Origin of the sequence: Clostridium chromiireducens, from assembly GCF_003575225.1 — a bacterium.
Classification (GTDB): Bacteria; Bacillota; Clostridia; order Clostridiales; family Clostridiaceae; genus Clostridium; species Clostridium chromiireducens.
This window is the reverse complement of the sequence record NZ_QXDJ01000004.1, coordinates 277,819-292,476: the sequence shown is the minus strand read 5'-3', so window position 1 is coordinate 292,476 and position 14,658 is coordinate 277,819. Positions and strand designations below refer to the sequence as shown.

Genomic DNA, 14,658 nt, shown 5'->3' with positions numbered 1-14,658 from the left:
TTGTATTTAGAATACCACCGGTTAGACCGGTGGTTCCGGAAAGCTTTTAGCTATGAGTAGAAAAAACAATACCTCCAATGTAAGATAGTAGTAGGTTTGCCGACCACAACTAAAATACATAGGAGGTGTGTCCGAAATGGACAATAGTAGTTTAGCACATACCAAATGGAATTGTAAATATCACATAGTTTTTGCACCAAAGTTTAGAAGACAAATAATATATGGGAAGATAAAGCAGATATTGGAGTAATACTTAGGAAATTGTGTGATCACAAAGGAGTAGAAATTATAGAAGCAAATGCATGTAAAGATCATATACACATGCTTGTAAGTATACCACCTAAATTAAGTGTTTCAGCATTCGTGGGATATCTCAAAGGTAAGAGTTCATTGATGATTTTTGATAGACATGCAAATCTAAAATACAAGTATGGCAATAGACAGTTTTGGTGCAGAGGATATTATGTTGATACTGTAGGAAGAAATAAAAAGATTATAGAAGAGTATATAAAGAATCAAATTCAAGAGGATATAGCATATGAACAAATGAGTCTGAAAGAATATATTGACCCGTTTACGGGTGAGCCAGTAAATAAAGGCAAAAAATAGAGCACCTTTTAGGTGCAGCCAGTAAAAATATGCGGTTGGCAAACCGTTCAACGTGCGAGTAGCACTGCCAGTAACAAAGCCTTATAGGCGCAGAGCAAGCCACCCGTTTTACGGGTGGTCCTGACTGAACTTATGCCCTCAAGGGGCACCTCGTCCAGGAGCTAGCAGCCTTATGTTCTACTTGAAGAAGAGGGGTGCTACTGCTGCTAGCTATCAGATAAAAGAATATTAGGACGAAATACAATACATTGTTGAGATGATTTGCAATATTCTTAACTAGTGTATAACTTTATAATCTGAATTCAAATTAAACTACTTAGTTTTAGAATTAATCTATAAGAAATTTTTAAAAGGCGATAAACATAAAAATAATGTTTATCGCCTTTTTACTCATGCCACTTTATGAGAATCATCACTAGAATCTACATCTAGAGCAACTCCAAGTTTTGCTCATATGATGGTATTTAACTTGTTAATGGAACTTGATAAGCTAACTATTTGTTTCTCTAAGCGTATCAGTAAATATGCTGAAACTGCTACAGGAAAGTCATTGTTAACCATAAGGTTCATTAATTCACTTATCTCCATATTAATCACCTCCTATAAAGGATATATGAGAGAAAATAGAAGATTTTATTTTAAGAAAAAATAATTAGTTGAAAGTAAGAGAGCAGGTTAATTATTGAGCCCCACCTTCATTTACAATGTAGTTGTGATAATGGTCTATGGCAAAATCAACTATAGTACTGACGCATACATTAATATCTGGATGTATACTTTTAAATTCATTTATTTTTCTTATAGTAGAACTTCTAAGGGTGTAGCTTCTTTTAATATTTGGAGTCTCTCCGCCAATAGCAGGTGCAGCACCATTAGGAAGAGGAGTTTTTCTGTTATCAAATAGTTCTTTAGTAGAGCTTAAAGCATTTTTTATTGAAATAGAATTGATGTTGATATTTTCAAGGTTGCTGTTATCAGTTGAAGTAGTATTAAATTGAGTATTAGTTTTTGGATCTTCTTTAATATCAGTATCAGAATCATCATCAAAAGAGAAGAAAGATATGCAGTCACCAGCTATAGGGGCTTCGCTAGGGCATGTCTGAAAACAATATCGCCTATACTATTTTGACAAAACAAAAATAGACGCAACATAAACAAAAGCAAGAAAAGAAGACGCAAACTTGTCATAGCGAGTTGAAATTCTGCGGAAATGCTTGATTTTATTAAAGAAACATTCAACTAAATGGCGTTCCTTATAAGTCCACCAGTCACAAGGCCATGGATTCTTTGCATTTGATTTAGGTGGAATTGTATAGAAAGCTTCTTTTTAATCAATGTATTCTCTGATTTCCTTTGTGCCATAGGCTTTATCACCTAAAACATTGCTACCAGTTATATCAATATTTGAAAGAACATCCACGGCAAGCGTACTGTCATGTAAGTTAACAGAAGACAATTGAAAATAGACTGGATTACCAATACCATCGACAATTGCATGGATTTTTGTTGTATGTCCACCATGGCTTAGTCCAATATGCTGTTTTGTTTCGTGATTTATAGCCCTTTTTTAGCACCTGCACTATGCTGGTGAGCTTTTATGTAAGTGGAATCAATGCTTAGATTTTCATAATCTGCTTCGGAATTTAATTCCTTAAAAAGGGATAATAAAGTACCGTCACCACGCCACTTGCAAAAACGGCTATATACGGTTTTCAATGAACCAAAGCGTTCTGGTAAGTCACGCCATGCGGCTCCGCTTCGTGAGATCCATAAGATTGCATTGAGCATAATCCTATTATCAATTGGAGGACGTCCGGTTTTTGCTATTGGAAATTGATCTTTTATTTGATTCCATTGTTCATCAGATATTTCATAACGCTTTTGTACCATAATAGTTACCTCTAAGTTTTTCTTTTATTTTATCTAAAACTTAGATTTTGTGCAAATTTTTGTTTTCAGACACGCCCTAATCAAAAGATATTAATTGCTTCAAGCTGAAAGGAATATAGGAGATATAAAAACTTGATTAAATGCGGTTAGTTAAAACGTAGATTTTCTTTTACTTTAAGTATATTAATATCATCATTTTAAAAGTATTGGCTTATTAGGTAATGGTATTAATATAGATATATGAAAAACTTGTAAAAAAATACAATTATAATATAATAAGTGTATGGCAATGTTTGGAATAGTAAGATTTTATGATTACAGAATGTGAGGAAGTAGTGCATGGAAATTAATTATATGACACTAGTTATGAATTGGATTAATTTTGCAATAATAGCTGCAATGGTAATTGGAATAATCAAAGGTATAAAAGAGATAAAGAAGTTTCTAAATAGAAATAAACAAATGGATAAAAAGTTAGATGATATTCTAAATCAATTAGAAAAGAGTAAAAGGGATTAAATTTTAAAGTATTGATAATATATTCTTTTGTATGATGTGAGTAAAATTATAAAATGTCTAGTTTGTTCGAAAGAAATGCCAGGAACAGATCTAAAGGCTAATGCATTTTATTGGACATTTATAATATTAAAATAAAGGAGTCTTATATGAAAAAAACAACAAATATTTTAGTATCGGTATTATTTTTTTGGTTCACACTTGATATTCTTGGGATGAAAATCGGAAATTTCTATCTTGTTGAGTCGGCTATCAGGGATGAGCCTATAGATATTATATGGTGGGTAATTTTTGTAATCTGCTTTATTATATTTATCGTGAAAGATAAAATAGGTAAATATATACTATTATCTTTTGTTTCTTTTTGGTGCTTAATTCAATATTCAATGTATTTTAAATCTCAGAAAAGAATAGAAAGCTACAATAGTTTTTTTAAGGAAACGCATCATATAATATCGCCTTCAAGTCAATTTTTAATAAAAGATACTTATCACATTTTTTTGGATTTATTTCTCTTTATTGTGTTAATTAATTTAGTTATTTTCGCTATAAAATCAAAGAGAAGCCAAAATTAATGTTAAATTTATGCCGCAACATTCTAGACGGTGGGGTAAAGATTATTTATAAGTTAGCAGATAAATTATAATTTGTAGGGGAGAAAAGATGATGGAAATAATAGCATATGAGATGCAGTTTACGAGTAAAGCTGTTCAAGAAACAGATATAAAGTTAGAAGTATTTAAAGATGAATTTTATCCTCAATATGAAAAAGTATATAATCAATGTTTCTTTGATATGAGAAAAGCCTTAGAGATAGAACCATATAATTTTTATTCAGGAATTGAAAAATTAGATGATAAAAAGAAAAACATCTATGTTCTGTGGAATGATAATACAGTGATAGGTTCAGTTGCCTGCTATGGAAATGAGATAGATGATTTAATAGTTAATAAAAGTTATCAAAATAAGGGTGTTGGAAAGAAGCTTTTGCTTTGGTCAATTAAACATATTAGAAATAAAAACGATAAGCCAATAATTCTTCATGTTGCAAAATGGAATGAGAAGGCTTTAAAGCTTTATTTGGATAATGGTTTTGAAATAAGTAAAATTGAAAAAGTTAGATAAATTCCAATTTGCAGAGGTGTAGTATAAAAAGTATATGAATTATAATCTGGAGTTATTTCACCATTGTAAATTATTGTGAAGAAATGATTACTATTTAACTAACAGATAAATAGTTATTTATCATTAAAATTAAATGGAGGTTTGATTATGTATTATGAACAATCTAGGAACTTTATTTATAAGAATGCTAGACCACTTGATATAGCAAGATGGAAATACCTGTTTGAAAACGGGAGCAACGAAGATGTTCTGACAGCATTAATTGCATACCAAAATGAGGATGGAGGCTTTGGAAATGCACTTGAGCCAGATTGTTGGAATCCTAATTCATCTCCAGTGCAAACGTGGGTTGCCACGGAAATCATTAAAGAGATAAATCTGAAGGATAAAAATCACCCAATTATACAAGGAGTATTGAGTTATTTGTCCTCAGGAAAGGATTTTGATGGACATACATGGTCAAATGCAGTAGCTACTAACAATGATTATCCTCATGCACCTTGGTGGAATTTCGAACCTTATCAGGAAACATCATATAATCCTACAGCATGTTTTATTGGTTTTATATTGAAATTTGCAGATAAAAATAGCAAACTTTTTGAATTGGCTTGTGTCCTTGCTAAAGAAGCATACAGTTATTTTAAGGTGAATTTTCCTATGGAATCTATGCACACTGTTTCTTGCTTTGTTGAATTATATGAGTATATAAAAGAATGTTCAATTAACAATCTTTTGGATATAGATGAATTCAGTACTTTACTACACGAACAGATTCAACATGTTATAACATATGACACATCAAAGTGGACAGTTGATTATGTATGTAAACCATCTTTATTCATAGATACTAAAACAAGCGATTTCTATATGGAGAATAAAGTAATATGCGATTATGAATGTGAATTTATTTTAAATACTCAAGAATTAGATGGTACATGGGGTATTACATGGTCATGGACAGATTATCCTGAACAATGGAACATTAGCAAGAATTGGTGGAAATCAGATTTGATTATAAAAAATATACGATATATTAAAGCACTACACAGTTAAATTTCCAATTTATCGCTTAGTTAATTCATAATTTTCTTAAAGTGTGTCGCAACAGTAAATTATTACGAAGAAACTAAATATATAAATTAAGGAGAAATTTTATGAAGGTGGCAGTTTTATCTGATATTCACGGTAATGGAATAGCATTAGAATATGCAATAAATGATTTGAAAAGTTTAGGTATTAAAAAAGTTATCATTTTAGGAGATATTATAATGAAGGGGCCTATGCCTTTGAAGTCACTTGAAATGCTAAAAGATAAGGATTTAGAAATTATAGCATGGATTAAAGGAAATACAGATTTATGGCTTGAAGAAATTACAGATGTTTGGATACCTTCAACAAGAAGAGAATATGAACTAAATTTATACTATAAATATGCAAAGGATAAGTTGAAAGAAGAACAAATAGTATTTCTTAAAGAATTACCATTAGAGTGTTCAATTAATTTAAATGGAATTAGCATACTTTGTGTTCATGGAACACCTAAATCCATAGTTGAAGCATTAGATAGCAGTGTTTCAGAAGAAGAAATCAAGAAAGCAATAAAAGGTGTAGAAGAACAACTTATTTTAAGCGGGCACTCCCATACTTCTTTTATTGGTGAAGTAGATGGTAAAATGATATTTAATGTGGGAAGTATAGGTAATTCACTTGATGGTGATAATAGAATATCCTATGGAGTTTTAGATTTTGTTGAAGGTAGAGTTAATTTAGTAAATAGAAGAATTAGTTATCCTGTAGGTGAGATTATTAAAATAGCAATTGACAATAAATTTCCACTACTGAATGAATATAAAAGCATTATATTAAATGCTTCTATGTAATATACACAATTGTTAATCTGTAACATTATTCTTATAAGACGTATGAGTAAAAAATTATGAAGTGTAAACTTTTTATTTGCTAATTGGAGGTGATATTTTGAAGATAGACATTATTGGCGCTGTTGGGAGTGGTAAGACTACATTAGCACACAGGATTGCCGAAAAATTTAATATTCCTTGTTATGAACAAGATAATATAGTCTGGATGAGAAAAATTAAAGGTGATGTTAGGCGTCCAGAGGATGAAATAGAAAATATGTTTATCAATATATTGGCAAGTGACAATTGGGTAATTGAAGGTTCACCAAGAAAACTTTTAAAAAAGCGTTACGACTATAGTGAATATATAATTTTTTTAGATACAAATTCCTTACTAAGATTGTATAGAATTTTAAGGAGATGGATTCGGCAGAGAATAGGAAAAGAATCCTATAATACCAAGCCAACATTAAGATTTTTATGGATGAATATAAAATGGCATTTTGAATTTAATAATGAAAAGAAAATGTTAATGCTCGAATTACTACAATGTGGCGTAAGGTATAAGCGATTTACTAATGGACGTGACGCCATAGATTTTTGTTATAGTACATACAAAAGGAAATGTGGCAGTTAGTTTAATTTTTAAATTTGTTACTGGTTCGATATTCAGTTAATTATTAGATTTTAATTTATACTGAAAGGATTATGTATAAATCAGCAGACCAATGGTAATTTGAAAGTAAGAGGGATTTATTAATCATGAAGAATTTGTGGAGGATAGTTTATGATAAAGCAGGCAGATGAAAATGATATTCTCACGGTTGAGGGGATTCTGCTAGATGCGGTAATTTGGATGAAAAAAAATAAATTACAGAATCAATGGAATGAGGACAGTATAAAGTGGAATTATCTATCAAAATATTATCAGGTTAATGATTTTTATATTAATTATCAGAATGGGGTGCCAGCAGCATGTATAGCGATAACTGATTTGGATCTAAAATATTGGTCTGAAATTCCACAAGGAAAGTCACTATATATACATAAATTAGCTGTTAAGAGAGAATTTGCAGGCAAAGGTATTTCAGAAGAACTTATTAATTTTGCAAAAAAATTATCATTAAAAAATGGTATCAATTCACTAAGATTAGATTGCAATTTGCAAAGAAATAAATTGAGGATGTTATATGAAAATGAAGGTTTTATATATGCAGGTATGAAGAATTCAGAAAATAATTATAAAATGGCACTATATGTATGGCATATATAAAAATTCGCTTAACGATAAATAACAATTTGCAGAGGTGTAGTATAAAAGTATATAAATTATAATCTGGAGTTATTTCACCACTGTAAATTATTGTGAAGCGAAGAAAATTAATATTATATATATGATGAGGAGGATTTTTATGAAGGACCCATACGAAATATGCCCCACTTTTGAAACAGAAAGTTTTATTTTAAGACTCGTTTCGGAAGAAGATTCCGAAGGTCTACTTAGATGTTATTCTGATAGTAAGGCACAAAAAATTTTTAACTCTGATAGGTGTACAGGTGATTTCTGTATTTACGCAATTGAGGATATGTTGCAATGCATTAAAGCTTGGCTTTATGCATATTCTCAACAAGAATTTATACGCTTTGCAATTATAGATAAATCACTATCTAAAGCTATTGGAACAGTAGAAATGTTTGGTTATGTTGGTAAATATAAAATCAAAACAGGAATACTCCGAGTTGATGTTTCTTCTGAATACGAAAATGTAGATTACTTAAACGAAATATTTAATGTTTGTGACGAGAACTTTTTTGATTTGTTTGAGGTTGATATGATTGCAACTAAGGCAATACCTCAAGCTGTTGAAAGACGGAATACATTAATAAAAAATGATTTCTGTGAAGGCAAGGTATCTGAAGGAGAACACTATTATTTGCGTTCAAAATAAGAATAAACTATAAATATTATTAAAGGAGACTATGATGGAAATTAATTCAATTAAGACTATCGTTTCTACAAACTTCAATCAAACTGAAGATGTTATAAGAAAAGAGATAGAAAATTTGCTTGAAAACTATAAAATTGAACTGAAATCTTTAAGCAAGATGATAGGAGTCGATTATGTTTGGTTGAAAGATTATATGGATGGAAAAAATAAATTATATGATTTTTTCACAAATATCGTAAATTCTGGTGAGAATAATGAAGAGAATTTGAAAAATTCCAATGTTCCGAACCCTTCGCATTTATGCAACATGATTTTTATGCTATCTGAAGGGATAGCGATGGTTAATAAAGATGACCGAGTTAAAGGAGTAATAGATGTGCTAATAGGTGAGTTTGAAATTAGCTATGAAACCTTAGCTATATATTCAGGACTTGAGCTAGGAGATTTGCAAAGTTTTATGAATGATACTAATTCTGTTCCCTGTGAGAAAAAATATAAGTTAGCAGTAGCAAGTCTATTTTTGCATTATTTATGTAAAAAGCAATTAAATTAATTCATTACCTTCTTATAAAATATAATAGTAGATTATTGTGGAATAAATTCAAGCAAGATAGTTATTAAAAATAAAGTCTTATTTATTATATGAATAGAGAAAGGTGTGGTTATTATAAATAACTATTTTAAGTCATTACTAACTCGTATCAGTAAATCAAGTCTATTTATAGGAAACTTATTAATGAGTATAATTATATTTTTTTATATGTCTTTTTTACATGACTTAAGCCAATTATCAGCAGGTGTTTCATTGTGGCATAGTACAATTTTTGAGGTTTATATACTATTGCTTATTAGTTTAATTGGTACTATGCTAGGGTTTATCACCAAACGTAATCACATGAAAAAGATTTGTGCTTATACAATTTTGGGATATTTATTATCAATTCTATCTATTAATGCTTATTACCATAAAAGAATCTACTTCTACTTTCCAATGCAAATGCTAGTAGGATTTATATGTATACTTCCATTTATTATTTCTTTTCCTTATGTTTTAGGACATAAAGATAGTTTGAAATAATCAAAATGTCTTTATGTTTTTTATCCTAACATATTACGCGATATTTTTAAAGTGTGTCGCAACAATAAATTATTATGTAGCAAAGGTGCAAATTGATAAGGAGAATTAAGTTATGAAAAATGTATTAATTACTGGTGGAGCAAGAGGTATTGGTAAAGAATTGATAGAAGTTTATTATGCAAATAATTATAATGTTTTTTCTGTTGTGAGAAAACAAGAAGATGCAGAAGAATTGAATAAAGAATTTAAAAATAACTTTACTCCAATTGTAACAGATTTAACAGATGATAAATGCATTAATATTATAAAAAATACTTTATCTAAAACCGTAAATCATCTTGATTTATTAATTAATAATGCAGGTGTTCCAGGAAATGCGTATAAAATTGAAGATGTAACATCAATAGAAATGAAGTCTTTATTTGATATTCATTGTATTGCAATTATTAGAAGCACTCAAGCGACATTAGATTTTTTGAAAAAGTCTAAAAAGCCCAAAATAGTTAATATTACATCAAGATTAGGATCATTAAGTGCAATGGCATCAGGAGAATTTGAGGATCGAAATTTTTCATATTCTTATCGCATTGCTAAAGCGTCTCAAAATATGTTGAGTATTTGCTTGAAAGAAGAACTTAAATCATACAACATAGATGTTATTTCAATTCATCCAGGAAAAGTTAAAACACAATCAGGTTCATCTGATGCGAATTCAAGTGCATATGAATCTGCTAGAAAGATATTCAAATGGATTGAAGGCGATAATATAAATAAAAAAGGTACATTTACTGAGCCATATGAAAGAGATTGGTTATGGTAATGATTGTATATTTGATATTATTATTTCACAACATTATTTTTAGACGAACAAAGAGTTATAATTTATTTATAAAAGTGTTATCCACAAAAATATAAGAAGTAATATATTACTTTACTTATTTCTCGATATTTTTTTAAATTAGGTATTGATAAGGCTGCAAATGGTTACTTTTCAAAATTTAATTATTATTTATAAATGCCATAACTCAGCATAAATTCAGATCATTTAGAAATAGAATTATTTTATAATCTTATAGATGGCGCAGCAAAAGAAATATAACAAATTCAATATGAATAATGCTATATTTCTTTTACTTATGTATAGCTTAGGAATATAAAGCATCATATGACAAGTTATTCATATACTGATAAATCCTAATAAATACTTACTATAACATGAACTTTCTTATTAAAGGCCTTTTCATAGAAATTAAGAAGATTTTTGTACCCATGGACTAATTCATCAAATAATTCTTCTTTGTCAGTATCCCGCCAAATATCGGGATAGATTCTTGCTTTCCTAAATTTTGATAAGTCGAAGAGCTTTTTTAATTTGCTAATATCTATACTTTTTAAGGAGGTTATGATTTCAGATAAATCTTCAAATTTTGTATACGCAACAAAATCTACATTTTCGTCATCACTATTCAAGACGTTAACCCCAACTATTGCTTCACTCAACCTATTTCCTTCAATTGGCTGGCTTGCTGACACACCAGTCAGTAGAAAATGTAGACCATCCCACAGTTTATCAATATCATATTCTTGATTCTCCATGTCTTGATTAAGCTCTTCAATTTTTTCAATTAAATCATCGTTTTCTAATGTAACTAATTCCTCAAGAGTTTGCGCATTAATCATCATATACCGACCCAAAAGTCCCATAAAATAAATCCTCCTGCTAATATAAATAAACTTATAAGGCATATAAAAAAATATATTATTTTGAATAATTATTTAATCGTGTTTATAAAATCATTACTACGCCACTTACTTACAGTAGTTGTAGTAACTTTTGCCTAACGTAGACTTGAAAATTGTCCTTAGCTGTTCCATCACATTTATTGGAATATCTTTTTTAGGAACTATATGTGCTTGTGAAATACTAATATATAGATAGAGATAACTATCTGTTTCATATATCTTGTAAAATGAATTGTATGCAATTTCTGATTTGCCATTTGTTAACTCAGCCTTAAGCTCAACATCCAGATATTCTGAAGTAAATCTATATATCGTCAGATTTTCTACTAAACTTTTAGCAGACTTATAATAAACTTTAGGTGCCAATATTACAAGGTAAGATATTAAGATTCCTGCAATAATAAGTATAATGGATAGAACTATACTTATAAAATCATATCCAAATATAATACCAGTGTATAAAGATGCTGACATACCTACGAATAGAATCACATAAAATATTAAAATTTTTCGCTTATATGATTTTCCTCTAAAAGAACTAAATAAAAAGAATTCTTTATATATATCGTATGTTACAGTGTTTGTTACTTCTACTAAGATTTCCTTGTTCATAATTCCACCCTCCAGAGTGTTTATTAACCAGCTTCAATTAAAAAGCCTGCATGAATTTTAATCTCTTTTATACTAATATTCTACAATTATCTGAGATTTATTACTTGGAAATTCATTGAAGATTCCTTGGAAATCTGTATGACACATTATTAAATTTTCGAAGATCACTTTTTTATTGTTACAATTAATTAAAAGTATTTTATATTTCTATAGTATTAGTTATATTATTCTACACACTTCACCTTTATCATATTCAAAATCATTATAAAATTATATCCCATGAGTTATTGATGCTTAATATTGTTGCTATCTAATACTTTTGAAAGCTCAGCATTGCTATTACTTAATTTTTCGTTAGAAAGTTTATAGCTGTCATCAGCTGATTTCTTATACTTTTGTTGATTTGTTTTTAGGTAAATCGATTCATTTTCATACCCATCACAGAGTAATTTATATCCTTCGTTTAATTGATTAACATAGGTACTTAACTCTGAAGAAACAGTTATATTTGAGATGTCAGCCATATTCTCTTTTACAAGTTCATCGTGGGCTTGTATGCTTTTGATGTAGTCATTTATCGTTATTTTCTTATTATTAATTTGCTGAACATCATCATTTCTCTTTTTTATATCATTTGAAATATTATCTAAATAAGGCCTAATTGTATTTAATGAATCTACGATTTCTTTTTGTTTGTTTTGGACAGGTGAAACAGCTACATTACCTATACCATTACTGCTGCTTAATTCTATATTGCTAGGTTTATTACCTAAGTTTAGAATTTTACCATATGCAAATGGAGCAATAGCGCCTATGATAATAATTGGAACAATTATTGAAAATATCTTTCTAAAGACATTTGTGATTTTTTCTTTTGCTTCATATTTCTGTCTTTGTCTTGGATCATCTAGATGGTTTTGAGCTAAGTATTTATAATAAGCTTCTTCATTGTTCTTTTTAAGGTTCTTTAAACCTTTGTCCATTTCTTTTCTAAATTTTTTCTGAGCGGAGTTCAATTAATTCACCTCTATCTACGTATTTAACTTCATTATCGTTTTTGTATATGTACTTGTAATTTTAGAATTGTATTTGAAATAGATATAATATTAATCTTATGGCTATGTAGACAATCTATTAAATTTACATAAATAATTATATCAAAAAAAGTCTATTATGGGAATTTGAGGTTTTAAATAAAATAAATAACTATTCGTGGTTCTATAAATGGGAGCCCTAGTTAATATAATTAAATCATGTAGATTAGCCAACAGGCAAAAGGAAGGGCGATAAACATTAACCAGAATGTCTATCGCCGTTTTTTAAGCAACTTTATTAGAATTATCATTATCAATAACAACTCCAAGTTTTGTTGATATTATGGTATTAAGTTTATTAATTGAGTTTAATAAGCTTCCAATTTGTTTTTCTAAGCGAATTAGCAAATATGCAGCTACTGCTATAGCAAAACCATTATTAGCTATAAGACTAATTAATTCATTAATTTCCATGATTATCACCTCCTGTTAGAGATATATGGTTAACACTTATATTTAACAGGGTGGATATAAAAAATAGTGTTTATTGTTTACCACCTTCTTTTACTATATGCTCGTAGTAATAGGCTATAGCCAAATCAACAATGGTACTGACATAAGTATTTAAGTCAGGATGAATGCTTTTAAGTTCATTAACTTTTCTGACAGTAGAGGCTCTAAGCATATAAGTTCTTTTAACATCCAAGAATTCTCCATTAATTGGTGGAGCCATTCCATTTGCTATAGGTGTTTTTCTATTATCTTCTAAGGTGTTACTTTTATTAGTTGTAATTTTATTGCTTTGGTTTTTTAAATTGTCTGATGTATTTTTATTTGTAGATATTTCTATATTATCTGAAGATGCATTGGCTTGTAGGCTTTCGTTTGGTTCAGATGAAACATTAAGATCAATATCATTAATAGGTTTAGAGATTATATCAATGTTATTTACAATGTGCTTATTAGCTATAGGTACCACTCATTTATAGAATCATCATCAAATGAAAATGATGAAATACATTCTCCAGCTACTACCGGCTCGGACGTAAAGCCGCAAACATCAAGTTCTTCTTCAGCCGCAAAATCATTTTTAGGTGGTTCGGATTTTTTTCTTTTGGCCATAATTAGTTCTCCTTTTCAGTATTCTTACTTAGGATATATGTTTAGATGGAGCGTATTCTAATATGGTAGAGAATAAATATTGTGAAGAATATTACCATAGAAGAATATATACATAAATATTCTGAACAATATATATTCCGAAGAATAGTAGAATATATATTCTAAGCCATAGTACCATAGATATTCTTCAGAATATGCTGTGATTATGCGGGGCCAAGGTATTCTTTTATAAAATATATAATTATTTTTATATGATTCTTATAATAAAAACATATATCCATAATAGCAGCTAATAATTTTTAAGCTGCAAATAAAGTTTGGAGTGTGTTGTAAAATGGTTAGAAATGAAATTAATTCTAATTTAGTTGCGTAACTAATATAACTAATAGTGTTAGTAATTCATCAAGGTGTTAGGATGACTTTAAAATCACTATATACCTTTTTTAGAGAATACTTTAATTATGTTACATCTGGAAATCGCGCTTATGCAAGATCGATTTCTGAAGCTATGGGAGTTATTAGGGATACTTTAGACCAGAAGAATTTGAAGCCGGTGCAGATATATTTGCATAAGCCATTTTCTTTTACAATTGCTAAAGATATGCTTCAAAGGGTAGTTTCACTTGCTATGTCACAATACCAGGACCCTTTTAATGAAATCCAATATTTTAAGATTACGGTAACTATAGATAAAAGTTTTATTACTACTAATCATAAGGGAATAAATATACCAATAGAAGGCGGATGGGATGATAAAAATAATAAAATCATTATTATTACCTTTAGCCAACCAAGCAATATGAGAGATGAGGTTAGAGTACTCAAAGGATTGATTAATGAATTTATAGTAGTAGGAACTTTACCAGTAAATATTAAGACAGTAGCTTATTGGGATTTAAGTAAGGGAAAGATAACTGAGATAGACTATCAACCTTTGCAACCGGTTGACAAGCAGAGTTTGATTGATGTGGCTAATAGGATTTGATAACATAATTAAGCTTTAAGTCTAATTTATGCTGTAGAATAATAAATATTGCAATAAGTGGCATGAAAGAATATATTACTTATAAAGTGTTTTAAAGAACCAGTTAGGATAATTAGAAATCATCTTAACTGGATTT

General features: G+C 29.2%; 16 protein-coding genes and 4 pseudogenes. 12 read left to right on the top strand and 8 right to left on the bottom strand.

Going from position 1 to position 14,658, the window contains the following annotated elements:
- The first annotated feature begins 136 nt into the window (after positions 1-136).
- Positions 137-609, top strand: a pseudogene (tnpA, locus tag D2A34_RS17205) (IS200/IS605 family transposase).
- 450 nt (positions 610-1,059) lie between these two features.
- Here the strand turns inward: tnpA and D2A34_RS17200 are convergent.
- The 3 genes and pseudogenes from D2A34_RS17200 to D2A34_RS17190 all read right to left on the bottom strand — a co-directional run bounded on the left by D2A34_RS17200 (position 1,060) and on the right by D2A34_RS17190 (position 2,502).
- Entirely contained in the window at positions 1,060-1,197 is a 138-nt protein-coding gene (locus D2A34_RS17200) for a YvrJ family protein (protein ID WP_119367401.1), read from the bottom strand.
- 91 nt (positions 1,198-1,288) lie between these two features.
- A pseudogene (locus D2A34_RS27275) lies at positions 1,289-1,699 on the bottom strand (hypothetical protein); the annotation flags it as partial.
- Positions 1,700-1,729: 30 nt separating this feature from the next.
- Positions 1,730-2,502: pseudogene (locus D2A34_RS17190) on the bottom strand (IS5 family transposase).
- Positions 2,503-2,838: 336 nt separating this feature from the next.
- Between D2A34_RS17190 and D2A34_RS17185 the strand changes: the two are divergent.
- From D2A34_RS17185 to D2A34_RS17135, 10 genes are all read left to right on the top strand, one after another.
- Complete coding sequence (locus D2A34_RS17185; protein ID WP_079440264.1) at positions 2,839-3,018, top strand: hypothetical protein; 180 nt, start codon at positions 2,839-2,841, stop codon at positions 3,016-3,018.
- A gap of 146 nt (positions 3,019-3,164) precedes the next feature.
- Positions 3,165-3,590, top strand: a complete 426-nt coding sequence (locus tag D2A34_RS17180) for a hypothetical protein (RefSeq protein WP_079440261.1) — start codon at positions 3,165-3,167, stop codon at positions 3,588-3,590.
- An 88-nt stretch (positions 3,591-3,678) separates the two neighbouring features.
- Positions 3,679-4,140 carry a GNAT family N-acetyltransferase gene (locus D2A34_RS17175; RefSeq protein ID WP_079440260.1) on the top strand — a complete coding sequence of 154 codons (462 nt, stop codon included), beginning with the start codon at positions 3,679-3,681 and terminating at the stop codon, positions 4,138-4,140.
- 147 nt (positions 4,141-4,287) lie between these two features.
- Entirely contained in the window at positions 4,288-5,193 is a 906-nt protein-coding gene (locus D2A34_RS17170; RefSeq protein WP_079440259.1) for a hypothetical protein, read from the top strand.
- 101 nt (positions 5,194-5,294) lie between these two features.
- Positions 5,295-6,020: a metallophosphoesterase family protein gene (locus tag D2A34_RS17165; protein WP_119367400.1), complete on the top strand. Its 726-nt coding sequence runs from the start codon at positions 5,295-5,297 to the stop codon at positions 6,018-6,020.
- Between the two features lie 97 nt (positions 6,021-6,117).
- Positions 6,118-6,636 carry a P-loop NTPase family protein gene (locus tag D2A34_RS17160; RefSeq protein WP_119367399.1) on the top strand — a complete coding sequence of 173 codons (519 nt, stop codon included), beginning with the start codon at positions 6,118-6,120 and terminating at the stop codon, positions 6,634-6,636.
- A gap of 150 nt (positions 6,637-6,786) precedes the next feature.
- On the top strand, positions 6,787-7,272 hold the full coding sequence (locus D2A34_RS17155; protein ID WP_119367398.1) for a GNAT family N-acetyltransferase: 486 nt from the start codon (positions 6,787-6,789) through the stop codon (positions 7,270-7,272).
- Between the two features lie 139 nt (positions 7,273-7,411).
- Positions 7,412-7,948: a GNAT family N-acetyltransferase gene (locus D2A34_RS17150; protein WP_119367397.1), complete on the top strand. Its 537-nt coding sequence runs from the start codon at positions 7,412-7,414 to the stop codon at positions 7,946-7,948.
- 34 nt (positions 7,949-7,982) lie between these two features.
- Positions 7,983-8,501: an HTH domain-containing protein gene (locus tag D2A34_RS17145; RefSeq protein ID WP_079440254.1), complete on the top strand. Its 519-nt coding sequence runs from the start codon at positions 7,983-7,985 to the stop codon at positions 8,499-8,501.
- A 637-nt stretch (positions 8,502-9,138) separates the two neighbouring features.
- Positions 9,139-9,846 carry an SDR family NAD(P)-dependent oxidoreductase gene (locus D2A34_RS17135; RefSeq protein WP_079440252.1) on the top strand — a complete coding sequence of 236 codons (708 nt, stop codon included), beginning with the start codon at positions 9,139-9,141 and terminating at the stop codon, positions 9,844-9,846.
- A gap of 374 nt (positions 9,847-10,220) precedes the next feature.
- Here the strand turns inward: D2A34_RS17135 and D2A34_RS17130 are convergent, their stop codons facing one another.
- The 5 genes and pseudogenes from D2A34_RS17130 to D2A34_RS17110 form a co-directional block, all read right to left on the bottom strand.
- On the bottom strand, positions 10,221-10,730 hold the full coding sequence (locus tag D2A34_RS17130) for a YfbM family protein (protein WP_182629407.1): 510 nt from the start codon (positions 10,728-10,730) through the stop codon (positions 10,221-10,223).
- 105 nt (positions 10,731-10,835) lie between these two features.
- The gene (locus D2A34_RS17125) at positions 10,836-11,381 is read right to left on the bottom strand and encodes a YcxB family protein (protein ID WP_079440250.1); all 546 of its coding nucleotides are present in this window, start codon (positions 11,379-11,381) and stop codon (positions 10,836-10,838) included.
- 284 nt (positions 11,382-11,665) lie between these two features.
- Positions 11,666-12,364, bottom strand: coding sequence for a hypothetical protein (locus tag D2A34_RS17120; protein WP_147357747.1), 699 nt, complete (start codon positions 12,362-12,364; stop codon positions 11,666-11,668).
- 336 nt (positions 12,365-12,700) lie between these two features.
- Entirely contained in the window at positions 12,701-12,889 is a 189-nt protein-coding gene (locus D2A34_RS17115; RefSeq protein ID WP_119367393.1) for a YvrJ family protein, read from the bottom strand.
- Positions 12,890-12,959: 70 nt separating this feature from the next.
- Positions 12,960-13,537: pseudogene (locus D2A34_RS17110) on the bottom strand (hypothetical protein).
- A gap of 415 nt (positions 13,538-13,952) precedes the next feature.
- On the opposite strand from D2A34_RS17110, the gene D2A34_RS17105 reads away from it, so the two are divergent.
- Entirely contained in the window at positions 13,953-14,522 is a 570-nt protein-coding gene (locus D2A34_RS17105; RefSeq protein WP_119367392.1) for a hypothetical protein, read from the top strand.
- Positions 14,523-14,658: the final 136 nt, after the last annotated feature.